This is a genomic window from Blastococcus sp. SYSU DS0510, assembly GCF_054050835.1.
Window position 1 is genome coordinate 1 of record NZ_JBJHAC010000003.1, and the last position, 25,921, is coordinate 25,921.

Sequence of the window (25,921 nt, forward strand, 5' to 3'; positions counted from 1 at the left end):
TCGCCGCCGCGGCGGCGACCGCCGGTAGGGCCTCCATCGCCCGTCCGGTGCTCACCAGCCTGGATGCGGCGGCGGACGAGTACCGGGCGTGCCCGCGCAGCCAGGACGCCATCGTCTTCTGCCCGTCGTGCTCCGACGCCCCGGTCAGCTCGCACTGCCGCACCGTGCGGGCGATCTCGGTGGTCAGCCGGTTCCCCGCCACCAGCAGCGGGGCCAGCCGTTCGATCAGCTGCGGCCCGAACGCGCCCTCGAGCCGCTCGCCGGCCAGGTCGTCCAGCGCCGCGACCAACCGGTCCACCGCATCGGCCGCACCTGTCGAACACATGTGCGAATACTACCGCCGGCCGACGACATCCGCAGCACGAATCCCCAGCTCAGTGGCCTGTCCACTGATCACCAGGAGGGCGGAACGGCGACGAGGAACCTGCGTCGCGAGGGTGCGCCTGCGCCCCCATGCCCGTGCGGATCCCCGACGTCCCCCACCGGCCCAGGACGACTCGGCGGACGGATCGACCACCCTCGGTCGCGTCCTCCTGCTCCGGCAGGGTGAGCGGGTTCGGGGACCGGCGCACGGCAGGGGAGAATGGCGCGCATGACCCACGTCCTCGACCCCGACGCGCTCCCCGGGGCGACCTCCGCGGTGCACGCGCCGTCGCCGCCGTACGACGACGTGACCCGCTCCGACGCGGCGTTCCGCGCCTTCCTGCACGGCCTGCCCGGCGTGGACCAGGTCGGTGCCGAGGCGCGCGCGGCCCAGCTGGGCACCCGGTCGATCAAGACCACCTCGAAGGCGTGGGCGATCGACATGGCCATCTCGATGGTCGACCTGACCACCCTCGAGGGCGCCGACACCCCGGGGAAGGTGCGCAGCCTCGCCGCCAAGGCCCGGCAGCCCGACCCCTCGGACCCGACGACGCCGCAGGTCGCCGCCGTCTGCGTGTACGGCGACCTCGCGGGCGTCGCCCGGGAGGCGCTCCAGGGCACCGGCATCCACGTCGCCGCCGTCGCCACCGCCTTCCCCAGCGGTCGCGCCAGCCGCGCGGTGAAGCTCGCCGACGTCCGCGACGCCGTCGAGAACGGCGCCGACGAGATCGACATGGTCATCGACCGGGGCGCCTTCCTGACCGGCCGCTACCTCGACGTCTACGAGGAGATCGTCGCGGTCAAGGAGGCGTGTTCCCCTCCCGGCCGCACCCCCGCGCACCTCAAGGTGATCCTCGAGACCGGTGAGCTGACGACGCTCGACAACGTCCGCCGCGCCTCCTGGATCGCCATGCTCGCCGGCGGCGACTTCATCAAGACCTCCACCGGCAAGGTCACCCCCGCCGCCACCCTGCCGGTCGGCCTGGTGATGCTCGAGGCGGTCCGCGACTTCCGCATCGCCACCGGCCGCCAGATCGGCTTCAAGCCCGCCGGCGGCATCAGGACGACGAAGGACGCCATCAAGCACCTCGTGATGATCAACGAGACGGCCGGCCCCGACTGGCTGGACCCGGACTGGTTCCGGTTCGGCGCCTCCAGCCTGCTCAACGACCTCATCCTCCAGCGGCAGAAGCTGCGCACCGGCCACTACTCCGGCCCCGACTACGTCACGGTGGACTGACCGCAATGCCTACTCCCCCGCCCAGCCCGGCCCGGCCCACGTCCGTGTTCGAGTACGCCCCCGCCCCCGAGTCACGCTCGATCGTGAACATCGCCCCCTCCTACGGCCTGTTCATCGACGGCGAGTTCGTCGACGGCACCGGCGAGCCGTTCAAGACGGTCAACCCGGCCACCGAGGAGGTCCTCAGCGAGGTCTCCGCCGCGAGCGAGGCCGACGTCGACCGCGCCGTCCGCGCCGCCCGCCGGGCCTTCGAGAAGACGTGGGGCCCGATGCGCCCCGCTGACCGCGGCAAGTACCTCTTCCGCATCGCCCGGCTGCTGCAGGAGCGGGCGCGGGAGTTCGCCGTCCTCGAGTCGCTGGACAACGGCAAGCCGATCCGGGAGTCGCGCGACGTCGACGTCCCCCTGGCCGCGGCCCACTTCTTCTACCACGCGGGCTGGGCCGACAAGCTCGAGCACGCGGGCCTGGGCCCGGCCCCGAAGCCCCTCGGCGTGGCCGGCCAGGTCATCCCGTGGAACTTCCCGCTGCTCATGCTGGCGTGGAAGGTCGCGCCCGCGCTCGCCACCGGCAACACCGTCGTCCTCAAGCCGGCCGAGACCACCCCGCTCACCGCGCTGCTGTTCGCCGAGATCTGCCGCCAGGCCGACCTCCCCGCGGGCGTGGTCAACATCGTTCCCGGCGCCGGGGAGACCGGCCGGGCCGTCGTCGAGCACGACGACGTCGACAAGGTCGCGTTCACCGGGTCCACCGAGGTCGGCCGGTCGATCGCCCGCGCCGTCGCCGGCACCCGCAAGAAGCTGACGCTGGAGCTCGGGGGCAAGGCGGCGAACATCGTGTTCGACGACGCCCCGATCGACCAGGCCGTCGAGGGCATCGTCCAGGGGATCTTCTTCAACCAGGGCCACGTCTGCTGCGCTGGCTCCCGGCTGCTGGTGCAGGAGTCGATCCACGACGAGGTCATCGCCTCGCTGCAGCGCCGGATCGGCACCCTGCGCATCGGCGACCCGCTGGACAAGAACACCGACATCGGGGCCATCAACTCCGCCGAGCAGCTGGCCCGCATCCGCGAGCTCTCCGACATCGGCGAGGCCGAGGGCGCCCAGCGCTGGCAGCCGGCCTGCGAGCTGCCCGCGCGCGGCTACTGGTTCCCGCCCACGGTCTTCACCGACGTCTCCCCCGCCCACCGCATCGCCCGCGACGAGGTCTTCGGCCCGGTGCTCAGCGTGCTCACCTTCCGCACCCCCGACGAGGCCGTGGCGAAGGCGAACAACTCCACCTACGGGCTGTCGGCGGGCATCTGGAGCGAGAAGGGGTCGCGGATCCTGAAGATCGCCGACCAGCTCCGCGCCGGCGTGGTCTGGGCCAACACCTTCAACAAGTTCGACCCGACGTCGCCCTTCGGCGGCTACAAGCAGTCCGGCTACGGCCGCGAGGGCGGCCGCCACGGGCTCGCCGCGTACCTGACGGGAGCTGACAGCAAGTGAGCATCGCAGCGAGCGCCAGCGAGCGAGGAGCGGAGCGCGCGCGAGAGCTCCCCAGAGGAAAGGGTGCTGACCAGTGATCGGGAGCGACCGGCTCGCCGTCCGGAAGACCTACAAGCTCTACGTGGGGGGCGTCTTCCCGCGCTCGGAGTCCGGGCGCACCTACGAGGTCACCGACGCCAAGGGCCACTTCGTGGCCAACGCCGCCCGGGCCTCGCGCAAGGACGCCCGGGACGCCGTCGTCGCCGCCCGGGCCGCCTTCCCCAAGTGGTCGGGCGCGACCGCCTACAACCGCGGCCAGGTGCTCTACCGGGTGGCCGAGGTGATGGAGGGCCGGCACGTCCAGTTCTGCGAGGAGGTCGCGCACGGCGAGGGGCTGTCGGCGGGGAAGGCTCGCGCCGCCGTCGACGCCGCCATCGACCGCTGGGTCTGGTACGCCGGCTGGACCGACAAGCTGGCGTCCGTCCTCGGCGGGGCCAACCCGGTCGCCGGGCCGTACTTCGACTTCAGCCTCCCGGAGCCGACCGGCGTCGTCGCCGTCCTGGCCCCGCAGCAGTCGAGCCTGCTCGGCCTGGTGAGCGTCCTCGCCCCGGTGCTCGCGACCGGCTGCACCGCCGTCGTCGTCACGTCCAAGGAGCGGCCGATCCCGGCCGTCACCCTCGGGGAGGTGCTCGCCACCAGCGACGTGCCCGGCGGTGTGGTCAACCTGCTCACCGGCGACGCCGAGGAGCTCGGCCCGTGGCTGGCCGAGCACGCCGACGTCGACGCCATCGACCTCACCGGCGCCCCGGCCGGCCGCGCGATGGAGTTCGAGCGGGAGGCCGCCGGCACCATCAAGCGGGTCGTCCGCCCGCCGGCCACCGAACCGGACTGGACCGCCGACCCGGGCCTCTCCCGCATGACGCCGTTCCTCGAGACGAAGACGGTGTGGCATCCGATGGGCGTCTGAGAGAACACCCCCTGCCCCCCACCGCTCGCAGGCTCGCGGCGGGCCCCTGCAGGGGGCCACTACCCTCGCCCCGTGCCTCATTTCGACGTCGTCGTCCTCGGTGCCGGCCCCGGCGGGTACGTCGCGGCCATCCGCGCCGCCCAGCTCGGCAAGAGCGTGGCGGTGGTCGAGTCCCAGTACTGGGGCGGTGTCTGCCTGAACGTGGGCTGCATCCCGTCGAAGGCGCTGCTGCGCAACGCCGAGCTCGCCCACCTGGTGCGCGACGGAGCCGAGACCTTCGGCATCTCCGGCGACGTCTCCTTCGACTTCGGCGCCGCCTTCGACCGCAGCCGCACGGTCGCCGAGGGCCGGGTCAAGGGCGTGCACTTCCTGATGAAGAAGAACAAGATCACCGAGATCGACGGCTGGGGCACCTTCACGGACCCCCACACCCTGCAGGTCGCCCTGAACGCCGGCGGCGAGGAGACCGTCACCTTCGACGCGGTGATCATCGCGACCGGGGCGCACACCCGGTTCCTGCCGGGCACGGAGCTCTCCGAGCGCGTGGTCACGTACGAGGAGCAGATCCTCAGCCGCGAGCTGCCGGCGAGCATCATCATCGCGGGCGCGGGCGCGATCGGGGTCGAGTTCGCCTTCGTGCTCCGCAACTACGGCGTGCAGGTCACGATCGTCGAGTACGCCGACCGGATGCTGCCGCTCGAGGACGCCGCCGTCTCCAAGGAGCTGGCCAAGGCCTATCGCAAGCTCGGCGTGGAGGTGCTCACCTCCACCAAGGTCGAGCGGATCGACGACACGGGCGACCAGGTGACGGTCACCGTCTCCGATGCCAAGGGCACCCGCGAACTCCACGCGGACAAGGTCATGCAGGCGATCGGGTTCCAGCCCCGCGTCGACGGCTACGGCCTGGAGAAGCTGGGCGTCGAGCTAACCGAGCGCGTCCGCGCGATCGCGATCGACGAGCGCATGCGCACGAACGTGCCGCACGTCTACGCCATCGGCGACGTCACCGCCAAGCTGATGCTCGCCCACGTCGCCGAGGCCCAGGGCGTCGTCGCCGCCGAGACGATCGCCGGCGCGGAGACCATGGAGCTCGACTACGTGATGATGCCGCGGGCCACGTTCTGCTCGCCGCAGGTCGCCAGCTTCGGCTACACCGAGGCGCAGGCCCGCGAGCTGGCCGACGAGAAGGGCTGGAAGGTCAAGGTCGCCCAGTTCCCCTTCACCGCCAACGGCAAGGCGCAGGGGCTGGCCGAGCCCGGCGGCTTCGTCAAGCTGATCGCCGACGAGACCTACGGCGAGCTGCTCGGCGGGCACCTGGTCGGCCCGGAGGTCACCGAGCTGCTCCCCGAGCTGACGCTCGCGCAGAAGTGGGACCTCACCGCCACCGAGCTCGCCCGCAACGTGCACGCCCACCCCACGCTCAGCGAGGGGCTGCAGGAGGCGATCCACGGCCTCGCCGGCCACATGATCAACCTCTGAGACCCCCGGCGCGGCCCGGAGATGCGTCCCCGGGGCGACAGGGCAGGATGGGCGGGTGGCCAGGCCCAGCATCGTCCCCATCGCACTGACCCTCGACGACCGCACGGGGTACACCCTGTGGGCTCCGCCGTGGGAGGAGGACGGCGAGGAGTGGCAGGCGTTCCTCGGCACGACCGAGGGCGACGTCGCCACCGTGCACCTCTTCCCGACGCCGGCGAAGCTCGCCGCCTTCTGCCGCACGCGCACCGACCACGACCTCGCCGACCACCCGGTGTGGCCGGTCGTCGCCGGGCTGGCGGCCCCCGACCTGACCCCGGACGAGGACCACCGGTACGACCTCGACGGGGTCTACGACATCGCCGCCGAGAACCCCGACCGGTGGGCGGTGGAGGAGCTGGCCGCCACCGTCGACATCGTGAGCCGGCTGGCCGAGTGCCTGGACACCACCGACGAGGACGACGACGAGGAGCAGTTCGAGGCCGTCGCCGAGCTCGCCGCCAAGCCCGAGATCGGCTCCCTCGGCCTGGGCGTGGAGGCGTTCGCCGGGCGCTCCGGGGAGGACGCCTGGATCGGTGTCGGGAGCGTCTTCGACGAGCTCTGGGAGGACGTCGTCGAGGAGCTCTCCGACCACTTCGACTGGACCGGCGGGGGCACCGCCACGCTCGAGGAGTACCCGTCGGCCTCCGAGGCCGGCGACGACGTGCCCGGCGACGAGGAGGACCTGCCCGACCAGGTCGAGATCGCCGACGCCGAGCCGGCCGGCGCAACGGCCGCGTCGGTGGCCGGTCGGCCGGGCGTCAGCACGATCGCGCGCGGCAGCCGGGTGACCGCCTCCCCCGCCGCGGTCGCCGCCGCCGCCGAGTTCTGGGAGGCCGTCGGCATCCTGCCGGTCGAGGTGGTCGTCCCCGAGGGCGCCGGGGTGACCCTGCGCTGCTACGTCGAGGACGTCGCCCGGTTCCTCGGCCGCGACGGCGAGGTCTTCCTCTTCGACACCCCGGCCGACCTCGCGCGGTTCTGCTCCGGCAACGAGCGGCACGACCTGGTCGAGATCGCCTCCTGGCCCGAGGTCGCCGACACCGACACACCGCCCCTGCCGGCCGAGCAGGACCGCTACGACCTCACCGAGCTCTCCGAGGTGCTGGGCGAGGTCGCCGACGGCGCCGCCGGGCTGGTCACCCACCGGGCGCTCGTCCAGCCCGCGGAGGGCGTGCGCGACCTGGGCGAGTACGCGGGGCTGACCCGCGTGGAGGAGCTGCTCGCCCCCACCGCACCGCTCGGCCGGGCGCTGGCGCGTGCGGACCGGCAGCCCGACGAGCCCCTGGACGCCGCCGAGGCCGCCCGGTTGCGCACCGACTGGGACGAGGTCGTGGCCGCGGTGAGCGGAGCCCTGGTCTTCCGCGAGTGACGAAGGACCCCGTCCCGAGGCTCGCGGCGAGCCTCTGGACGGGGCCGTACGACGGCGGCCCGCCCCGGATGTCCGGGACGGGCCGCCGTCTGCGTGCTGGGGTGGGGTCAGCTGCCCTGGCGCGGGGGTCGGGCCGAGCGCTCGCCGCCGAACCGGCGGTCACTACCGCCGGGCCGGCCGGACCGCTCGCCGCCGGAGCGGTTGCGGTCCCCGTAGGAGCGGCGGGGGCCACCGCGGTGGCCGCCACCGGGCCGGTCGCCCTCGCGGCGCGGACGGCCGCCGGGGCCACCGGCGCGACGCGAGTCGCGGACCGCGCGCTCGACCGGCTCGACGTGCACGCCGCTGGCGACGAGCTCGGCGATCTCCTGGTCACCCGGGGTCACCCGGCGCAGGGCCGGGTCGACCTTGGCCTGGCGGAACCGGCGCTTGGACTGGCCGACCTGGTCGGGCAGCAGCAGCGACACGACGACACCGGCCGCACCCGCGCGGGCCGTGCGGCCCGACCGGTGCAGGTAGGTCTTCGAGTCCGCCGGCGGGTCGTAGTGCACGACCAGCGAGACGTCGTCGACGTGGATGCCGCGGGCGGCGACGTCGGTGGCCACCAGCACGGGCGAGCGGGCGTCGGTGAACGCCTCCAGCGCGCGCTTGCGAGCCGACTGCGGCAGGCCGCCGTGGATGGCGGCCGCCTTGACCCCGGTCTCGAGCAGGTGCTCGGTCAGGCGATCGGCACCCAGCTGCGTGCGGACGAAGATGAGCGTCCGGCCGGGGCGCTGGGCCAGCTCCTTGGTCAGCGCGACCTTGTCGCGGAACGCCAGGGTGTAGGCGCGGTGCTCGGCCGGCGGGGCGTCGTCCCCGGGGCGCTTGACCTCGTGCCGCGCCGGGTCCTTGAGGTACCGGCGCACCAGGGCGTCGACCTCGCCGTCCAGCGTCGCCGAGAACAGCAGGCGCTGGGCGTCGGCGGCGGTCTGGTCGAGGAGCTCCTTGACGACCGGGAGGAAGCCCAGGTCGGCCATGAAGTCGGCCTCGTCGAGGACGGTGATGACCACCTCGGCGAGGCTGGCCTCACCCTGGCTGATCAGGTCCTGCAGCCGGCCGGGGGTGGCGATGATGACATCCACGCCGCGGCGCAGCTGCTGGATCTGGCGGTACATGGGCGCGCCGCCGTAGACGGTGGCGAGCTGCACGCCGGTCGCCTGGCCGAGGGGGGCCAGGTTGTCGTGCACCTGCTGGGCGAGCTCGCGGGTCGGCACGAGGACCAGCCCGCGGGGGGCGCGGCGGCCGTGCTTGACCTCGGCACCGATGCGGGCCAGGAGCGGCAGGCCGAAGGCCAGGGTCTTGCCCGAGCCGGTGGCTGCCTTGCCGAGCACGTCGCGGCCGGCGAGCGCGTCGGGCAGGGCCGACGTCTGGATGGCGAAGGGGTGGCGGATGTCGCGCCGCTCGAGCGCGGTCACCAGCGGCTGGGGCAGACCCAGCTGGGCGAAGGTGGGACCGGCGGGCGCCTCGGGGGCCTGGACCGGGGTGGTCTCGGCCTCGTTCGACTCGAGCGGGGCAGGGTGGATCAACGTCATGCGGGGTGGGGCTCCGATACTGCTCGGAGCGCGTCCCGTGGAAGAGGACGAGCCCCGGCACGTGCCGGCGTCCTCACTTGGCGATCAGCTGCGCCCTGGGAGGACGCGGGATCTGCACGGATGCGCTCGTTCCCGGACCGACCGTCCGGGAGGATGACCGGCCTTGTGCCGGTGCCTCTACCGTAGCAGCGGAGATCATGGCGCCATTCCCGCGGACGGGGGTGACGGCGCCCACCCCGCCGGAGTCAGTCGGCGTCCTCGTCCCGGTGCCCGGCCGAGACCGCCAGCACCCCCTCGAGATCGGCGAGCCGGGCGGCGAGCGTCGTCACCGGTCCGGTGCCCTCCAAGGTGAGCCGCACCGTGGCCTGCGGGACACCGCTGCGCTGCTCGGCCTCGACGGACGTGTCGAGGTTGCGGACCGTGAAGCCCTGCTGCGTGCACTCGGCCAGCGCCCGGCGCAGCACGCCCTGCCCGTCCCGGTAGGTCAGCACCAGCGGGTAGGCGTGCGCCGCCCGGCCCGAGAGCCGGCGGGCCAGCGGGGTGAAGGCGTAGGCGATCAGCAGGTGACCGGCGGTGGCGACGGCGGCGTACGTCCACAGCCCCGCCCCCGCCGCCATGCCGACGGCGGCGGTGAGCCAGACGACGGCGGCGGTCGTCAGCCCCCGGACGGCGTCGCGCCGGACGAAGATCAGGCCGCCGCCGATGAAGCCGAGCCCGGACACCACCTGAGCCGCGATGCGGGAGTCGCCGAACTCCGCCCCGCTGATCACCATGAACAGCGCCGCGGCGAACCCGACGATGGTGAGCGTCCGCAGCCCGGCCGCCTTCTGCCGCAGCTCCCGCTCGAACCCGATCAGCGCCGAGAGGGCGAACGCCACCCCGAGGTCGGCCAGCCGGTCCAGGGACTCCCCGGTCGTCTCGGCGAGCAGGACCTCCACGGTTCAGCCCTCCAGCGCGGCGTACCCGGGGCGGACCACCTCGTCCAGCAGCCGCCGGCGCTCCTCGTCGGGCAGGAAGGCGGCGGCCAGCGCCCGCTCGGTCACCGTCTGGACGTCGTCCCACGTCCAGCCGAACGTCGTCGCCACGTCGGTGACCTCGCTGGTCAGCGACACCCCGCTCATCAGCCGGTTGTCGGTGTTGAGCGTGACGGCGAAGCCCAGCCGGTGCAGGCGGTCCACCGGGTGCTCGGCCAGGGAGGGGTAGGCGCCGGTCTGCACGTTGGACGACGGCGCGACCTCGAGGGGGACCTGCGCGTCGCGCACCCGCTGCGCGACCGGGCCCAGCGTGCCGTCAGCGGCGACCTCGTCGGCGATCCGCACGCCGTGGCCGAGCCGCTCGGCGCCGGCGCCGTCGAGCGCGGACACGATGCTGCCGATGCCGGCGGCCTCCCCGGCGTGCACCGTGCGGTGCGCCCCGGCGCGGTCCAGCAGGGCGATCGCGGCGGGGATCCGGTCGGGCGGGAACCCGTCCTCCGGGCCGGCGAGGTCGAAGCCGACGACGCCGGCGTCGCGGTAGCGGACGACGAGGCCGGCGACCTCTTCCCAGCGGTCCTCCTGCCGCATGGCGCACAGCAGGGTGCCGATGCGGATGGGGGTGCCCGCGGCGGCGGCGTCCCGGCTGCCCCGCGCATAACCGTCCAGCATGGCCTCGACCGCGGTCTCCAGGGGCATCCCGCTGGTGAGCAGCTCGGGGGCCATGCGGACCTCGGCGTACGCGACGCCGTCGGCGGCGAGGTCCATTGCACACTCCTGGGCCACCCGCGCCACGGCGTCCGGGGTCTGCATCACCGCGACGGTGTGCGCGAACGTCTCCAGGTACCGCACGAGGGAGCCGGAGTCGGCCGCCTCGTGGAACCAGCGCCCGAGCGCCTCGGCGTCCGACGCCGGGAGTTCCCGGTAGCCGAGCTGGTCGGCCAGCTCGAGCACCGTCTGCGGTCGCAGCCCGCCGTCCAGGTGGTCGTGCAGCAGGACCTTGGGTGCGCGACGGACGTACTCGGCATTCAGCGGTGCAGGCACACGGGAAAGCTACCGACCCACCGATCGGTGTCATGACGAGGTCCGGAGGACCGCGGTGCTATCGGTCCTGCCAGCGGAAGGTGCGGATGCAGAGCAGCAGACCCAGCACGCACCAGACGGCGAGCACGACCGCCACCGTGCCGAGCTCCCAGGAACCGGCCGGCTCACGGGCGGCGAGGGAGTCGGGCAGGAAGACCGAGCGCAGGCCCTGCGCCAGCCACTTCACCGGGAAGACGGCGGCGACGTCCTGCAGCCACCCCGGCACCTGGTCGAAGGGCATGAAGACGCCGGAGATGAACTCCAGCACCAGCGCGATCGGCGTGACCGTCGCCGAGGCGGACCGGGAGTTCCGGGCGAGGGAGGAGACCGCGACACCCAGCAGCGTGCAGGCCGCCGCTCCCAGCACGGTGACCCAGGCGAAGGTCAGCCAGTCGGCCCCGGTGGGCAGGTCGATGCCGAACACCAGGACGCCGACCACCAGCAGCAGCACGATGGTCGCGATCGTCACCGCGACGACCTGGGCGACCTTGCCGACGAAGTAGGCGGTCTTCGGCATCGGGCTGCCGGCCAGCGCCTTGAGGGTGCCGTCGGAGCGCTCCCCCGCGATGTGGATCGCCATGTTCTGCAGGCTCGCGCCGACGATGCCCGCGGCGATCACCCCCGCCATGAAGTACTGCGGGAAGTCCACGCCCGAGCCGAGGTCGTACTCCAGCACCGCGCCCAGCCCCAGCAGGAGGATGACCGGGAACACGAGCGTGAAGACGACCGACTCGCGCTGGCGGAAGAACTCCTTGAGCTCCACCCCGGCCCGGGTGCGGGAGACCCGGGCGACCGAGGGCAGCGGGGCCGGCGCCGGCGCGGTGGTGGTCACGAGCGGTCCCCGATCATCTTGAGGTAGACGTCCTCCAGGGTGGGCCGGCTGACCGCGAGGTCGGGCACCTCACCCGGGAAGCGGGCGGCGAGGTCGGCCACGAAGGCGGTGGGCGTGGCGGTCTCGGCGGTGCGCCGGGCGCCGTCCTCGGTCCAGCTGACGACGGCGGGCGCGGTGCCTCGGCCGCCGAGCGCGGTGGGGACGGCGACCTCGGCGAGCTGGCCGTGGGCGATGACGCCGACGCGGTCGGCGAGCTCCTCGGCCTCGTCGAGGTAGTGGGTGGTGAGCAGCATCGTGGTGCCCAGCTCGCGCAGCGACCGGATCAGCGACCAGAACTGGCGGCGGGCCTCCGGGTCGAAGCCCGTGGTGGGCTCGTCGAGGAAGAGCAGCCGCGGCCGGCCGACGATGCCCAGCGCCACGTCGAGCCGGCGCCGCTGCCCGCCGGAGAGGGTCCGCCCGCGGGCGCCCGCCTTCTCCGTGAGCCCCACCAGCTCCAGCACCTCGTCGGGATCCCGCGGGTCGGCGTAGTAGGACGCCTGGGCGGTGAGCAGCTCGCGCACCGAGAGCTGGCTGTCCCCGGCGCCGGACTGCAGCACGATGCCGAGCTCGGCCTTCCAGCGGCGCCCGCCCCGCGCCGGGTCGACGCCGAGCACGCGCACCTCCCCGCCGTCGCGGTCCCGGTACCCCTCGCAGATCTCGACCGTCGTCGTCTTCCCGGCCCCGTTCGGCCCCAGCAGCGCGAAGATCTCCCCCCGGCGGATGTCGAGGTCCAGGCCGTCGACGGCCGCGCGGTCGCCGTAGCGCTTGACCAGGCCGCGGATGGATATCGCCGCGTCCGGGTCCACCGGCTCCCTCACGGGTCCCGCCGCGAGCCCGCGAGTGGTGGGGAGGAGGGAGTCCTTCTGCACGAGGGAACAGTCTCCCCCCTCGGCTCGGACCGCCCGCGCCCCTCCCCCCGTGATCACGGCGCCGGGACCACGGGTCCGGGTCCGGAGGTGGTCACGGCGCCATGATCACGACGGGGGTCAGGCGGTGATGCGGTCGAGCACCAGCGGCAGCGGCTGGTCGCCCGTGTCCACGCCGATGGCGCCCTCGAGCGCCTCGAGCGCCCGCGGGATGCGGTCGGCGTCGTCGGTCTGGAGCTCCAGCAGCGGCTGGCCCGCGGTCACCCGCTCCCCCACGCCCGCCGTCCAGGTGATGCCGGCGGCGGCCGAGACCGGGTCCTCCTTGCGGGCCCGGCCCGCGCCCAGCCGCCAGGCGGCGACGCCGAGGGAGTAGGCGTCCAGTCGGGTCAGCGTGCCGTCGGCGGGGGCGGTCACCACGTGCCGCTCGGCAGGCTGCGGCAGCGGGGCGTCGGGGTCGCCGCCCTGTGCCGCGATCATGCGGCGCCAGACGTCCATGGCCCGCCCGTCGGCCAGCGCGTCGGCGGGGTCGACGTCGTCCCGTCCGGCGCCGGCCAGCATCTCCCGGGCCAGCGCGAGGGTCAGCTCGACGACGTCGGCGGGCCCCCCACCGGCGAGCACCTCCACCGACTCCGCGACCTCCACCGCGTTGCCCGCGGCGCGGCCCAGCGGCCGGTCCATGGCGGTCACCAGGGCGACCGTGCGCACCCCGGCGGCCTCCCCGAGCCCGACCATCGTGCGGGCCAGCGTGCGGGCGTCGTCGGAGTTCTTCATGAAGGCGCCCGAGCCGGTCTTGACGTCCAGGACCAGCGCGTCCGCGCCCTCGGCGATCTTCTTGCTCATGATCGAGCTGGCGATGAGCGGGATCGACTCGACGGTGCCCGTGACGTCGCGCAGCGCGTACAGCAGCTTGTCGGCCGGGGCGAGGTCGTGGCCGGCCGCGCAGATCACCGCCCCGACGTCCCGGAGCTGGGCGAGGTAGGCCTCCTCGTGCACGTCGGCCCGCCAGCCGGGGATCGCCTCCAGCTTGTCCAGCGTGCCCCCGGTGTGGCCCAGGCCCCGGCCGGAGAGCTGCGGCACGGCCACCCCGCAGGCGGCGACCAGGGGCGCCAGCGGCAGCGTGATCTTGTCGCCGACCCCGCCGGTGGAGTGCTTGTCGGCCGTGGGGCGGCCCAGCGACGAGAGGTCCTTGCGCTCGCCGGAGTCGATCATCGCCTGGGTCCAGGCAGCGAGCTCGTCGGCGGTCATGCCGCGGAAGAACACCGCCATGAGCAGCGCGCTCATCTGCTCGTCGGGGACCTGTCCCGCGGTGTAGGCGCCGATCACCCAGCGGATCTGCTCCGGGGTGAGCGGGACGCCGTCCCGCTTGGCCCGGATGACGTCGATCGCGTCGTGCCCGGCCATCAGCCCTGCCCTCTCTCGGCCGCCGCGACCAGGTCGTCGGGGCCGAAGGCGTCCGGCAGCACCTCGCGCATCGGCACGATGCCGAGCGACACCGTCTCGATGAGCATCTCGGCGCCCCCGTGCTCCCACAGCAGCTGGCGGCAGCGGCCGCACGGCATGAGCGGCCGGCCGTCCCCGCCGACGCAGGCCACGGCGACCAGCCGGCCGCCCCCGGTGCGGGCGAGGTCGCTCACCATGCCGCACTCGGCGCACAGGCCGAGCCCGTAGGAGGCGTTCTCGACGTTGCACCCGGTGACGACGCGGCCGTCGTCCACCAGCCCGGCGACGCCGACCGGGAACCTCGAGTACGGCGCGTAGGCGTGGGTCATCGCCTCGCGGGCCGCGGCGCGCAGGGCGTCCCAGTCCGCGTCGTCCACCCGCCCCACCACCCCGTTCTCCATCAGTGTTCCCCTCGTCGGTAGACCAGTCCGTCGGCCTTGGGCATCCGCAGCCGTTGCGAGGCCAGCGAGAGCACCAGCAGCGTGGTCAGGTGCGGGGTGAAGAAGACGATGCCGTCGGGCAGCTCCTCGATCGAGAGGAACGCGACGAGCGCGAGCGCAGCCACCGCGGCGGACAGCACCGCGGGGACCCAGCGGCGCTTCATCGCCTGGTAGACCGCGACGCCGACCAGCAGGAGCGCGACCAGCAGGAGCAGCGCGACCACCGCCGTCCGGCTGCGCAGCTGCAGGGCGTCGGAGAAGCCGAAGAGCCCGGCGCCGGCGGCCAGCCCGCCCGGGCGCCAGTTGCCGAAGATCAGCGCGGCCAGGCCGATGAAGCCGCGCCCGCCGGTCTGGCCCTCGCGGTAGATCCCGGCGACGAAGACCAGGAAGACGCCGCCCAGCCCGGCCAGCGCGCCGGAGATGATCACCGCGATGTACTTCATCCGGTACACCGGCACGCCCAGCGAGTCGGCGGCCGCCGGGTTCTCGCCGCAGGAGCGCAGCCGCAGCCCGAACGCCGTCCGCCAGAGGACGACGTAGGAGATCGGGATGAGCAGGATCGCCAGGAGCGTGACCACGCCCAGCCCGCTGGTGAGCCCGCGCAGCACCCCGGCGAGGTCGCTGATCAGGAACCAGCCGGTGTTCTCCACGTCGCCGAGCAGGTCGGGTCCCGAGGAGAGCACCGGGACCGAGAAGCTCGGCGGGTCGCTGCCCACGGACGGCGACTGCGTCGGCCCGCCCCCGGTCCCCTCGATGTAGACCAGCTCGGAGAGGAAGCGCGCGACGCCGGCGGCGAGGATGTTGATCGCCACGCCGGAGATGACGTGGTCGACGCCGAAGGTCACCGTCGCGATCGCGTGCAGCAGGCCGCCGATGGCGCCGAGCACGGTGCCGCCGATGATGGCGCCGACCCAACCCCACTGCCAGCCGGCCCAGCCGGCGCCCCAGGTGCCGAGGATCAGCATCCCCTCGAGGCCGATGTTGACCACGCCGGCGCGCTCGGAGTAGAGCCCGCCCAGCGCGGCGAGCCCGATCGGCACCGCCAGCAGCAGGGCTGCCCGCATCGTGGAGGACGAGGTCAGCGCCTCCTCACCGGAGATCGCGCGGGTGACGGAGAAGACGAAGAGCAGGCCGAGGACCAGCCACACGATGCGGGTGCCGCGGCCGCCGCCGGTGAGCCGGTCGGTCAGCGGGCCGCGGCTGGGCCGGGTGGCGGTGCTGCCCCCGGACGGGGTCGCGGTGGTCATGCTCCCCCCTCGCTGACGCTCGGTGACCGCATGCCCACTGGTGGCTCTGCCTTTCTCGAGCTCGCAAACTCGCTCATGCGCGCGCCTCCTCGGAAGAGCCGGGAACCCCGGTGCGGACGCGGTGCCCGCCGTCCGGACCGGTGCCGGGCCCGGGACCGCCCGGGTCGGCGCTGCCACCGGGGTCCGGGGGCGCGCCGGTCGCCTCGGCGCCGGAGCGCTCGGCCGAGCGCAGGGCCAACCGGCGGGCGATCTCGTTGGCGATGACGACGGCGAGCACGATCGTGCCCTGGATGATCGTGACGACCGACGCCGGGATGTCGGCGAACTGCAGCGGCAGGGCGGCGCGGTCGAGGAAGGCGAACAGCAGCGCGGCCAGCGCGATCCCCACGACGTTGTTCCGGCCGAGCAGCGCCACGGCGATGCCCAGGAAGCCCAGCCCTGCGGTGAACTCGGTGCCGAAGGCGCGGGTGTCGCCGAGCAGGTCCGGCAGCCCGATCAGGCCGGCGACCGCGCCCGAGAGCAGCATCGTGGTGACCACCATGCGCCGGGCGTCGACCCCGCTGGCGGTGGCCGCGGAGGCCGAGATGCCGGTGGCCCGCAGGTCGAAGCCGAAGCGGGTGCGCTGGATCAGCACCGCGATCACGATGCCCACGACGACGGCGACGAGCAGGAACCCGAACAGCTCCGTGCGGGGCTCGGCCAGCCCGAAGGCGCCGAGCACGCCGTTGAGCCCCGGGAACCACGCCGACTCCGGCAGCGGCGTCGTCGTGATGATGGACGCGCCCTCGGGGCTCCCCCGGAACGGGCCGGTGAGCAGGAAGGACGCCAGCCCGAGCGCGATGAAGTTCAGCATGATCGAGCTGATGACCTCGCTGACGCCGCGGGTCACCTTGAGCACGCCCACGATGCCGGCCCACAGCGCGCCGACCACCATGGCGACGACGATGACCAGCAGCACGTGCAGCGGGCCGGGCAGCACGACGGCCGCACCGACGGCGGCGGCGACGACGGTGGCCAGCCGGTACTGGCCCTCGACGCCGATGTTGAACAGCCCCATGCGGAAGGCGACCGACACCGCGAGCCCCGCCAGGAAGAGCGGGACGGCGCGGTTGAGGATCACCACGATCGACTGCACCTGCTGGGAGGGCGCGTCGCCGAGGTCGGTCATGACCTGGAGCGCCCGCATCGGGTTCTCGCCGATGAGCGCGATGACCAGGGCCGAGATGACCAGGGCGACGAGGACGGCGAGCGCCGGGCCCAGCAGCGCCAGGCCGGTGCTGCGCAGACGGTTCACGCCGCACCTGCCGCGGTCCGGGCGCCGGTCATGTACCCGCCGAGCTCCTCGGGGGTGACCTGGCGGGGGTCCACCGTCGCCACCAGGCGGCCGCGGAACATGACGTGCAGCGTGTCGGAGAGCCCGATCAGCTCGTCGAGGTCGGCCGACACCAGGACGATCCCCATCCCTTCGCCCCGGGCGTCCTTGAGCAGCTCCCAGATGACCGACTGCGCGCCGACGTCGACCCCGCGGGTGGGGTGGGCGGCGATGAGGAGGCGGGGGGCGGCGCTCATCTCGCGGCCGACGATCAGCTTCTGCTGGTTGCCGCCGGAGAGCGCCACCGCGAGCGTGTCGGGGCCGGGTGCCCGGACGTCGTACTCGCGCATGATCCGCTCGGTGTCGGCGCGCGCGCCCTTGCGGTCGATGAACGGCCCTCGCGCGGCCGGCGGCCGGGTCTGGTGGCCGAGGATGCGGTTCTCCCAGAGCGGGGCGTCCAGCAGCATCCCCTGCCGGTGCCGGTCCTCGGGGATGAACCCGATGCCGGCCTCCCGGCGGGCGCGGGTGCTCCACCCGGTGAGGTCCTGCTCGCCCAGGTGCACGGTGCCGGCGGCCAGCGAGCGCAGGCCCATGATCGCCTCGACGAGCTCGGCCTGGCCGTTGCCCTCGACCCCGGCGATGCCCACGACCTCGCCCTCGCGGACGGTGAGGTCGACGCCGTCGACCAGCGGCCGCCCGGCGTCCGAGGCGACGGTGACGCCCGCGAGGCGCAGCACCGGCGTCTGGCGCACGGTGGAGCTGCGCAGCTCCGGCGTCGGCAGCTCGGCCCCGACCATCATCTCGGCGAGCTGCTTGGCCGTGGTCGTGCGGGGATCGGCCTCGCCGACGGTGGTGCCCCGGCGGATCACGGTGATCGCGTCGGCGACCTTCCGGACCTCGTCGAGCTTGTGTGAGATGAAGATGACGGTGAGGCCCTCGCGCTTGAGCTCCGCGAGGTTGCCGAAGAGCTCGTCGACCTCCTGGGGGACCAGGACGGCGGTGGGCTCGTCGAGGATCAGCGTCCGGGCGTTGCGGTAGAGCACCTTGGCGATCTCGACGCGCTGCCGGTCACCGACGCCGAGGTCCTCCACCAGGTCGTCGGGGCGCAGCCCCAGCCCGTAGCGCTCGGAGATCTCCTCGATCCGGCGGCCGGCGGCGGCCCGGTCCAGCCGGCCGCCCTTCGTCGGCTCGCTGCCCAGGACCACGTTCTCGAGGACCGTGAAGTTGTCGGCCAGCATGAAGTGCTGGTGGACCATGCCGATGCCCGCCGCGATCGCGTCGGCCGGGCTGCGGAACTGCACGGGGCGGCCGTCGACGAGGATCGTGCCCTCATCCGGCCGGTGCTCGCCGTACAGCGTCTTCATCAGCGTGGACTTGCCCGCGCCGTTCTCACCGACGATCGCGTGCACCTCGCCCCGGCGGACCGCCAGCTCGATGTCCTTGTTCGCGACGACGCCGGGGAAGCGCTTGGTGATGCCGCGCAGCTCGACCGCGTACGGCGACCGCGCCGCCCCGCCGTCGGGCTGCGCGGCACCGGCTCCTGGAGCCTGGGCCATGGGTGGGCCTCTCTCTCACGGTGCGCCGCGCGGGCGGCGCTGGTCTCGATCCGGCGCACCGGTGACGACGCCGGTCCGGTCGTCGTCCCCCCGGGCTGCCGGTGGTCGGGCGGGGAACCCGGGTGAGGGCACCTGCCCTGGGCATGATGACGCACCCCCGCGGCGACCGGGAGCGCGCCCCCCGCGCGGGCGGGGCGGCGCCCCGCTCACCACGACGGCGGGCCCGGGCAGCACGCCCGGACCCGCCGTCGGTGGTTCGCTCCGGTGCGCCGGCCGGAGGGATCCGGCCGGCGCACCCTGGCTCACGGGGTCGTCGGGACCGTGATCTCGCCCGAGATGATCTGCTGGCGGTAGTCCTCGATCTGCTGCTGGATGTCGTCGATCTGCCCACCCGAGGTGGCCAGGCCGACGCCGTCGCTCTCCAGGTCGTTGAGGATGTCGATGCCGCCCTGGACGTTGCCCTCGGAGTAGTCGGTGATGAACGACTCCACCGCGTTGTCCACCCGCTTGAGCATCGAGGTCATGATGACCGCCTGCAGCGCCGGGTCGTCGACGGTCTGGTACTGGTCGGAGTCGACACCGATCGCCCGGTTGCCGGTGTCGGCGGCCGCCTGGAAGACGCCGCTGCCCGAGCCGCCCGCCGCGTGGAAGACGATGTCCGCGCCGGCGTCGTACATGCTGCGGGCCAGGATCTGGCCGCGGGCCGGGTCACCGAAGCCGGAGAAGTCACCGGCGGGGGAGATGTACTCGACGTCGACCTGGATGTCCGGGTTGACGGCCTTGGCGCCGGCCGTGAAGCCGGCCTCGAACTTCTGGATCAGCGGCATCTCGACGCCGCCGACGAAGCCGACGTGGTCGGTCTCACTCTTCAGCGCGGCGGCGACGCCGGCGAGGAAGGAGCCCTGCTCCTCGGCGAACAGCAGGCCGGTCGCGTTCTCCAGGCCCATGTCGGCCACGGAGGAGTCAACGACGGCGAACGTCGTGTCGGGGAACTCCTCGGCGACCTCGGCGATCGTCTCGGCGTAGGCGAAGCCGACGCCGATGACCGGGTCGTAGCCGGCCTCCGCCAGGTTGGCCAGCCCCTCGACGCGGTCGGAGCCGTCGTCGTTCGGGCTGAACTCCTGGACCTCGCCGTCCAGGGCCGTGATCGCCGCCTCGACACCGGCGTACGCCGAGTCGTTGAACGACTGGTCACCACGGCCGCCGACGTCGTAGGCCAGGCCGACCTGCGGTCCACCTTCCGCGGCGGCACCACCGCCGGTGTCACCACCGCCCGCCGCGGGCTCCTCGTCGCTGGCGCAGGCCGCCAGGGCCAGGCTGCCGGCCAGCAGCAGCGCCGCGGCCTTCGTCATCCGCGCTCGGCGCAAGACGGTCTCCTTTTCTGGGGGAAGATCCCGCCGCGTGGCAGGGTCTCCCGGGTGTGGGTTGCTCGCGCCCCGGAGCCGCCCCGAGGGGGTGGCCCGCAGGGGGCACGACCCCGGACGCTAACCGCGGTGACGGGGCCCGCTACCACCTCTCCCCCGGACTGAGACCCGATCGTTGCGAACACTCCTCCGTTCGGGGCCGCGCCTCCCCTCGGGGCCGTGTCCCACCTCACGTCCGCCTAGCCTCCTCGTCGTGGGAGGACGACGGGCGACCTGGCTGGCGGCCGCCGCCGCTGTCCTCGCGATCGCGGCCGGGCCGGCGCCCGCCGTGGCGGGCCCCCTCCCGACCACGACACCGACGGCGGCGCCGCGCCCCACGGTCGACCCGGCCGCGCCCACGCCGACCGCGCCGCGCACCGCCCTCCCACCCCGGGGCACCGCGCCCGACGGCAGCACGGTGGGCGGCGAGCGGCTGCGCACACGAGGCGTGGTCGTCGCCGACGGCGCTCCCCCGCTCCCCGACGGCCTCGCCGCGTCCGGGTGGCTGGTCGCCGACGCCGGCTCGGGCGCCGTCCTGGCCGCGCGCGACCCGCACGGGCGCTACTACCCGGCGAGCACGCTCAAGACCCTGACCTTCCTGGCGCTCGCGCACCGGCTCGACCCGGGCCTGGTGGTGGTCGGCACGGAAGAGGACGAGCGCGTGGAGGGCAGCCGCGTGGGGCTGGTCGCCGGCGGGCAGTACCCCGTCCCGCTGCTGTTCCGGGCACTGGTGCTGCAGTCGGGCAACGACGCCGCGACGGCCCTGGCGCGGGCCTTCGGCGGTGAGGCGGCCACGCTCGCCGAGATGAACCGCACGGCGGCCGCGCTGGGGGCCTACGACACGGTCGCCGGCTCCCCCTCCGGCCTCGACGTCGCCGGGCAGTCCTCCTCCGCGTACGACCTGGCCCTGATCTTCCGAGCGCTGGTCGAGGACCCGGTCACCGCCGAGGTGCTGCGCGTCCCGACGGCCGACATGCCGGCGGTGGAGGGCCGGTTCCCCGGCTACCAGATCCAGAACCAGAACCCGCTGCGGACGACGTATCCCGGCAACCTGGGCGGCAAGACCGGCTTCACCGACGCCGCCCGCCACACCTTCGTCACCGCCGCGGAGCGCGACGGCCGCCGGCTGGTGGTCAGCGTCCTGGACACGGAGAACCGGCCGCTGACCGCGGCCGACCAGGCGGCCCGCCTGCTCGACTGGGGGTTCGCCGTCCCGGCCGCCGTCCCCGGGGTCGGGCGGCTGGTCCGACCGGGTGATCTGGTCGCCGCCACCCCGCGGTCGACCCCGCCGCCGGCCAGCACCGCACCCTCCCCGTCGCTGCGGCGCACGGCGCTCGCCGCCTCCGGGGCGCAGACGGCTCCCGCTCCGTGGGCCCTCGCCGTCCTCGCCGGGGTGGGGCTCGGCGCGGTCACTGCGATCGTGCGTCGACGTCGCCGGCCGTCTCCCGCTCCGGTGGCCGGCCGGCGGCCTCCACCGCCGGCAGGGTGGCGGTCCAGGCAGCGGTGAAGAAGGCGAACCGGAAGACGATGTTGATCCAGACCAGGATGCCGACGGCGCCACCGAACGCCGAGGCGGTCACGCTGCCGGAGATCAGCGAGAGGTAGAGGTTCCCGATCAGCTTCATCACCTCGAAGCCGGCCGCGCCGAACAGCGCCCCCGGCAACAGGCGGCGCACGGGGTGCGGGGTGGAGGGAACCACCTTGAGCAGCCACAGGAAGACGACGACGTCGCCCAGGAACGCCAGCGCCAGGCTCGCCACCGTGGCGAGCAGCGCGAGGCCGGGCGCGCCCTCGAGCCCGAGCACCCCGAGGAGCCACGACGTCGCCCCCGTCGCGACACCGGTCAGCGCGAGGCTCAGCAGGCCGACCGCCCCGAGCAGCAGCAGGGCCAGGAGGTCCTGCACGTTGTCCCGGAGGAACTCCGGCTCCTCGGCGCGCCCCTTCCAGATGCGCTCCATGCCGATGCGCAGCTTGTCCATCGCCCGGAGGCCGGCGTAGACGAAGCCGACCAGCCCGATCACGCCGACCACCTCGGCGGAGCCGACCGCCCCGCGCAGGTCGGCCACGAGGTCCTCTCCGGTCCTGCCCGGGAAGGTGGTGCGGATGGCCTCGTAGAGCTCGCGCTGGAGCAGCTCGTTGCCGGCCAGCACCAGACCGATGCCCGAGGCGACCAGGAGCAGGACCGGGAACAGCCCCAGGAAGACGAAGTAGGTGACGCCCGCCGCCATGAGGTCGCCCTGCGTCCGCCGGTAGCGCCCGCCGGCCCGGGCCACGTGGTCCAGCCGGGGCGACCGCCGGCGGGCGGCGTCGACCGCGCTCTCGACGCGGTCCCACGCGCGCGCCGGCCACCCCTTCCGGACGGCTGCCTCCTGGTCGGGGGCCTCGCGGGTGGGGGTGGAGCTCACCGCCCGAGTCTGGGGCCTGCCCCGTCCCCTCGCAGGGTCCTGACGCGGTGCCGGCTCAGTGCGCGGGGCCGGTCAGGGGGTACTCGCGGGCGACGACCCAGCTGCCGGCCGCCGACTGCTCGAACTCGGTGAAGTGCTCCACCCGGAACTCGGCCGAGAGGTCCTGGAGCCCGCAGTAGGCGAGCTCGAGCATGTCCGCCGGCACGTCGTGGGCGACGGTGACGTGCGGGTGGTACGGGAAGGAGAGCGAGCGGGCGAGCGGGCCCTGGCGGACGTCGTTGGCCAGCAGCTCGCAGTTGCCGATCCCCCGCGCCACGGTCACGAAGACCACGTCGGAGACCGGCGTGAAGGTGCCGGTGCCGGCCAGGTGCATGTCGAACGGCGGGTGCGCGGCGGCGACGGCCGCGAGGTGCTCGGTGATGGCGTCGCGGTCCGCGACCGGCACCTCCGTCGGCGGGAGCAGGGTCACGTGCGGCGGCACCAGCGCCGCCTGCGGGTCGCCGACCTTGGTGCGCCAGTCGACCAGCAGCGCCGACCAGGGTTCGGGGACGGGCACGATCACCCCGAGCACCGCCGTCTCCGGTCCGGTCGCAAGCCGGCCGACGAAGGTGTCGTCGTTCATGCCGCCGGCCCGGCCGGTGGGAGGAAGCCGACCCGCTCGTACACGGCGGCCAGCGTGCGGCCGGCCACCTCGCGGGCCCGCGCGGCGCCCGCGGCGAGCAGGCGCTCCAGCTCGGCGCTGTCGGCCAGCAGCTCGGCCGTGCGCCGCTGCACGGGGGCGAGGGCGTCGGTGACGACCTCGGCGAGCTCCTTCTTCAGGTCGCCGTAGCCGCGGCCGGCGAAGTGCTCCTCGAGCTGGGCGATGCTCCGCCCCGAGAAGGCGGAGTGGATGGTGAGCAGGTTCGTGACGCCGGGCTTGCCCTCGGGGTCCGCGACGACCTCCCGCCCGGTGTCGGTGACCGCGGAGCGGATCTTCTTCGCGGTGACCTTCGGGTCGTCCAGCAGGTTGACGCAGCCCGCCGGCGGCAGGCTCTTGCTCATCTTCTTGTCCGGCGACTGCAGGTCGAGGATCTTGGCGGCGCCGGCGGGGATGTAGGCCTCGGGGAGCGTGAAGGTCTCGCCGTACCGGCCGTTGAACCGGCCGGCCAGGTCGCGGGTGAGCTCCAGGTGCTGCCGCTGGTCCTCCCCCACCGGGACCCGGTGTGCCTGGTACAGCAGGATGTCGGCGGCCTGCAGCACCGGATAGGTGAACAGCCCCACCGACGTCGGGCCGGCCCCCTCGCGCGTGCTCTTGTCCTTGAACTGCGTCATGCGGCTGGCTTCCCCGAAGCCGGTGAGGCACTGCAGCACCCAGGCCAGCTGAGCGTGCTCGGGCACCTGGCTCTGCACGAACAGGGTGCTGCGGGCCGGGTCGACGCCGAGGGCGATCAGCTGCGCCGCCGACACCAGGGTGCGCTGCCGGAGCACGGCCGGGTCCGGCTGCTCGAGGGTGATCGCGTGCAAGTCGACGACGCAGTAGAAGGCGTCGTGGTCCTCCTGCATGCTGACCCACTGCCGGAGGGCGCCGACGTAGTTCCCGAGGTGGAAGGAGTCCGCCGTCGGCTGGATGCCGGAGAGGACGCGGGGAAGAGCCACGTCGGCCATCAAACCAGCCGGGGCCGCCGTCCGTTCCGGGCTCCCCCGTGGCGCCCGGGCGCCGGCCGTCGGTACGGCCCGGTCGGCGCTGGTCAGCGGAGCGCGTCGGGCAGCGCGTCGTCGAGCGCGGCCAGGAAGACGTCGTCCTCCTCGGGCGTGCCCACCGTGACCCGGATGCCCTCCCCCGCGAAGGGGCGCGTGATGACCGCACGGGACTCCAGCGCGGTCGCGAGCTCCGCCGTCCGCTCGCCGGTCGGCAGCCAGACGAAGTTGGCCTGGCTGTCGGAGACCTCCAGGCCCCGGTCCCGCAGGGCGGCGGTCAGCCGCTCGCGCTCGGCGACGACGGCGGCACACCGGGCCCGCACCTCGTCCTCGCTGGCCAGCGCCGCGACCGCCGCCGCCTGGGCGACCATGCCGACGCTGAACGGCAGGTGGGTCTTGCGGACGGCCTCGGCGACCGATGGGTCCTCGGCGAGCAGGTAGCCGACGCGCAGCCCGGCCAGCCCCCATGCCTTGGAGAAGGTGCGCAGCACGGCGACGTTGGGCCGGCCGCGCATCAGCTCCACGCCGTCGGGCACCCGCGGGTCGGTGACGAACTCGCGGTAGGCCTCGTCGAGGACGACCAGCGTCTCCGCCGGCACCGCGTCGAGGAAGCGCTCCAGTTCCGCGCGGTGCACCGCCGTGCCCGTGGGGTTGTTCGGGTTGCAGACGAACACCAGCCGGGTGCTGTCGTCCAGCGCCGCGGCGAGCGCCTCGAGGTCGTGGGTGTCGGGCGACCCACCGGGCCGGCCCGGCACCAGCGGCACCTGGACCGCGCGGGCGCCGGCGACGCGGGCCAGCAGCGGGTACATCTCGAAGGAACGCCAGGCGAAGGCCATGCTCGTGCCCGGGTCGTTGTAGGCCTGGGCGAGCTCCTGGCAGATGGCAACCGCCCCGCAACCGGTGGCGACCTGGGCGGGGTCGACGCCGTAGCGCTCGGCCAGCGCCCCGGTGAGGACGACGGCGCCGTTGTCGGGGTACCGGTTGGTGCCGGCGACCGCGGTGGTCACCGCCTCGACGACGGCGGGCAGCGGCGGGAACGCCACCTCGTTGCTGGCGAGCTTCACGGCGCGCTCGACGCCGATCTCGCGGGCGAGGTCGGCCGGGTTGCGGCCGGGCCGGTACGCGGGGAGCGACTGCACCGCCGGTCGGGCACTGACCACGTGGACCTCCACCTCCCGGGGGCCCGCCCTTCTAGGGTGTGCCCCATGCGCGTACTCGTCGCCGGCGGCGCCGGCTACATCGGCAGCGTAGTGACCGCCGCCCTGCTCGCCGGGGGGCACGAGGTCACCGTGCTCGACGACCTGTCCACCGGGCACGCGGACGCGGTGCCCGAGGGCGCGGCGCTGGCGGAGGTGTCGCTGCACGACTCGGCGCCGGTGCTCGCCGAGGTCCGCCCCGAGGCGGTGCTGCACTTCGCGGCCAGGTCGCTGGTGGGTGTGTCCCAGCAGCAGCCCGAGGACTACTGGCACACCAACGTGGGCGGCTCCTTCGCGCTGCTGGAGGCGATGCGGGCCGCCGACTGCCGGCGGATCGTCTTCTCCTCCACCGCGGCCACCTACGGCGAGCCCGACCAGGTGCCGATCCGCGAGGACGCGCCGACCCGGCCGACCAACACGTACGGGGCCTCCAAGCTCGCCGTCGACCACATGCTCACCTCGTACGCGGTCGCCCACGGCTTCGCCGCGGTGAGCCTGCGGTACTTCAACGTCGCGGGCGCCGCCTACGGGCTCGGGGAGCGGCACGCCACGGAGACCCACCTCATCCCGATCGCCCTGCAGGTCGCGGCCGGGCAGCGGGAGTCCATGACCGTCTACGGCCAGGACTACCCGACCCCCGACGGGACCTGCATCCGCGACTACGTGCACGTCGAGGACCTCTCCGACGCGCACCTGCTCGCGCTGCCCGCGCCGGCGGCCGGGGAGCACCGGATCTACAACCTCGGCAACGGCACCGGCTTCTCGGTGCAGGAGGTCGTCGAGGCCGCACGCGAGGTGACCGGCCACCCCATCCCGGTGACGATCGGCGAGCGACGGGCCGGCGACCCGGCGCAGCTGGTGGCCTCCAGCGATCGGATCCGCGCCGACCTGGGCTGGGCCCCGAAGCACACCGACCTGGTCGGCATCGTCCGGGACGCCTGGGACGTCGCCCAGGCCCGCCGGGGCTAG

General features: G+C 74.0%; 22 protein-coding genes and 1 pseudogene. 7 read left to right on the top strand and 16 right to left on the bottom strand.

Annotated elements, in window-relative coordinates; all coding sequences use genetic code 11:
* A pseudogene (locus ACI79P_RS03050) lies at window positions 1–325 on the bottom strand (endonuclease); the annotation flags it as partial.
* 267 nt (window positions 326–592) lie between these two features.
* Here ACI79P_RS03050 and deoC point away from each other — a divergent pair.
* The 5 genes from deoC (at window position 593) to ACI79P_RS03075 (ending at window position 6,917) form a co-directional block, all read left to right on the top strand.
* On the top strand, window positions 593–1,603 hold the full coding sequence (deoC, locus tag ACI79P_RS03055; RefSeq protein ID WP_456579570.1) for a deoxyribose-phosphate aldolase: 1,011 nt from the start codon (window positions 593–595) through the stop codon (window positions 1,601–1,603).
* Between the two features lie 83 nt (window positions 1,604–1,686).
* Entirely contained in the window at window positions 1,687–3,087 is a 1,401-nt protein-coding gene (locus ACI79P_RS03060) for an aldehyde dehydrogenase family protein (protein ID WP_456579571.1), read from the top strand.
* A gap of 73 nt (window positions 3,088–3,160) precedes the next feature.
* A complete protein-coding gene (locus ACI79P_RS03065) occupies window positions 3,161–4,033 on the top strand; it encodes an aldehyde dehydrogenase family protein (protein WP_456579572.1) in 873 nt (290 codons plus the stop codon).
* 72 nt (window positions 4,034–4,105) lie between these two features.
* Window positions 4,106–5,512 (top strand): dihydrolipoyl dehydrogenase, encoded by a 1,407-nt coding sequence (gene lpdA / locus ACI79P_RS03070; RefSeq protein ID WP_456579573.1) that lies wholly within the window; start codon window positions 4,106–4,108, stop codon window positions 5,510–5,512.
* Between the two features lie 55 nt (window positions 5,513–5,567).
* On the top strand, window positions 5,568–6,917 hold the full coding sequence (locus ACI79P_RS03075) for a hypothetical protein (RefSeq protein WP_456579574.1): 1,350 nt from the start codon (window positions 5,568–5,570) through the stop codon (window positions 6,915–6,917).
* A gap of 107 nt (window positions 6,918–7,024) precedes the next feature.
* Here the strand turns inward: ACI79P_RS03075 and ACI79P_RS03080 are convergent, their stop codons facing one another.
* The 11 genes from ACI79P_RS03080 to ACI79P_RS03130 all read right to left on the bottom strand — a co-directional run bounded on the left by ACI79P_RS03080 (window position 7,025) and on the right by ACI79P_RS03130 (window position 19,638).
* Window positions 7,025–8,485 (bottom strand): DEAD/DEAH box helicase, encoded by a 1,461-nt coding sequence (locus tag ACI79P_RS03080; RefSeq protein ID WP_456579575.1) that lies wholly within the window; start codon window positions 8,483–8,485, stop codon window positions 7,025–7,027.
* A 245-nt stretch (window positions 8,486–8,730) separates the two neighbouring features.
* Window positions 8,731–9,423, bottom strand: a complete 693-nt coding sequence (locus tag ACI79P_RS03085; protein ID WP_456579576.1) for an MgtC/SapB family protein — start codon at window positions 9,421–9,423, stop codon at window positions 8,731–8,733.
* Window positions 9,424–9,426: 3 nt separating this feature from the next.
* Window positions 9,427–10,500 (bottom strand): adenosine deaminase, encoded by a 1,074-nt coding sequence (locus ACI79P_RS03090; RefSeq protein WP_456579577.1) that lies wholly within the window; start codon window positions 10,498–10,500, stop codon window positions 9,427–9,429.
* A gap of 58 nt (window positions 10,501–10,558) precedes the next feature.
* Window positions 10,559–11,371, bottom strand: coding sequence for an ABC transporter permease (locus tag ACI79P_RS03095; protein WP_456579578.1), 813 nt, complete (start codon window positions 11,369–11,371; stop codon window positions 10,559–10,561).
* Window positions 11,368–12,228: an ABC transporter ATP-binding protein gene (locus tag ACI79P_RS03100; protein WP_456579579.1), complete on the bottom strand. Its 861-nt coding sequence runs from the start codon at window positions 12,226–12,228 to the stop codon at window positions 11,368–11,370. Before ACI79P_RS03100 ends, ACI79P_RS03095 begins: the two co-directional genes overlap by 4 nt.
* Window positions 12,229–12,396: 168 nt before the next feature.
* Window positions 12,397–13,677 carry a thymidine phosphorylase gene (locus ACI79P_RS03105; protein ID WP_456579580.1) on the bottom strand — a complete coding sequence of 427 codons (1,281 nt, stop codon included), beginning with the start codon at window positions 13,675–13,677 and terminating at the stop codon, window positions 12,397–12,399.
* On the bottom strand, window positions 13,677–14,117 hold the full coding sequence (locus tag ACI79P_RS03110) for a cytidine deaminase (RefSeq protein ID WP_456579581.1): 441 nt from the start codon (window positions 14,115–14,117) through the stop codon (window positions 13,677–13,679). Before ACI79P_RS03110 ends, ACI79P_RS03105 begins: the two co-directional genes overlap by 1 nt.
* Window positions 14,117–15,403: an ABC transporter permease gene (locus ACI79P_RS03115; protein WP_456579582.1), complete on the bottom strand. Its 1,287-nt coding sequence runs from the start codon at window positions 15,401–15,403 to the stop codon at window positions 14,117–14,119. The genes ACI79P_RS03110 and ACI79P_RS03115 overlap by 1 nt, the downstream gene beginning before the upstream one ends.
* Window positions 15,404–15,476: 73 nt before the next feature.
* On the bottom strand, window positions 15,477–16,697 hold the full coding sequence (locus tag ACI79P_RS03120; RefSeq protein ID WP_456579583.1) for an ABC transporter permease: 1,221 nt from the start codon (window positions 16,695–16,697) through the stop codon (window positions 15,477–15,479).
* Window positions 16,694–18,271: an ABC transporter ATP-binding protein gene (locus ACI79P_RS03125; RefSeq protein WP_456579584.1), complete on the bottom strand. Its 1,578-nt coding sequence runs from the start codon at window positions 18,269–18,271 to the stop codon at window positions 16,694–16,696. The genes ACI79P_RS03120 and ACI79P_RS03125 overlap by 4 nt, the downstream gene beginning before the upstream one ends.
* A gap of 302 nt (window positions 18,272–18,573) precedes the next feature.
* Entirely contained in the window at window positions 18,574–19,638 is a 1,065-nt protein-coding gene (locus ACI79P_RS03130) for a BMP family lipoprotein (protein ID WP_456579585.1), read from the bottom strand.
* Between the two features lie 250 nt (window positions 19,639–19,888).
* Here ACI79P_RS03130 and ACI79P_RS03135 point away from each other — a divergent pair, with 250 nt between their 5' ends.
* A complete protein-coding gene (locus ACI79P_RS03135; RefSeq protein WP_456579586.1) occupies window positions 19,889–21,181 on the top strand; it encodes a D-alanyl-D-alanine carboxypeptidase family protein in 1,293 nt (430 codons plus the stop codon).
* Here the strand turns inward: ACI79P_RS03135 and ACI79P_RS03140 are convergent.
* The 4 genes from ACI79P_RS03140 to hisC all read right to left on the bottom strand — a co-directional run bounded on the left by ACI79P_RS03140 (window position 21,084) and on the right by hisC (window position 24,916).
* Window positions 21,084–22,079: a YihY/virulence factor BrkB family protein gene (locus tag ACI79P_RS03140; RefSeq protein ID WP_456579587.1), complete on the bottom strand. Its 996-nt coding sequence runs from the start codon at window positions 22,077–22,079 to the stop codon at window positions 21,084–21,086. The two genes, ACI79P_RS03135 and ACI79P_RS03140, sit on opposite strands and share 98 nt — an antisense overlap.
* A 55-nt stretch (window positions 22,080–22,134) precedes the next feature.
* Window positions 22,135–22,701 carry a 2'-5' RNA ligase family protein gene (locus ACI79P_RS03145; protein ID WP_456579588.1) on the bottom strand — a complete coding sequence of 189 codons (567 nt, stop codon included), beginning with the start codon at window positions 22,699–22,701 and terminating at the stop codon, window positions 22,135–22,137.
* Window positions 22,698–23,723, bottom strand: a complete 1,026-nt coding sequence (gene trpS / locus ACI79P_RS03150; RefSeq protein WP_456579589.1) for a tryptophan--tRNA ligase — start codon at window positions 23,721–23,723, stop codon at window positions 22,698–22,700. Before trpS ends, ACI79P_RS03145 begins: the two co-directional genes overlap by 4 nt.
* 83 nt (window positions 23,724–23,806) lie before the next feature.
* A complete protein-coding gene (gene hisC, locus ACI79P_RS03155) occupies window positions 23,807–24,916 on the bottom strand; it encodes a histidinol-phosphate transaminase (protein ID WP_456579590.1) in 1,110 nt (369 codons plus the stop codon).
* Window positions 24,917–24,961: 45 nt separating this feature from the next.
* On the opposite strand from hisC, the gene galE reads away from it, so the two are divergent.
* Window positions 24,962–25,921 carry a UDP-glucose 4-epimerase GalE gene (gene galE, locus ACI79P_RS03160; RefSeq protein WP_456579591.1) on the top strand — a complete coding sequence of 320 codons (960 nt, stop codon included), beginning with the start codon at window positions 24,962–24,964 and terminating at the stop codon, window positions 25,919–25,921.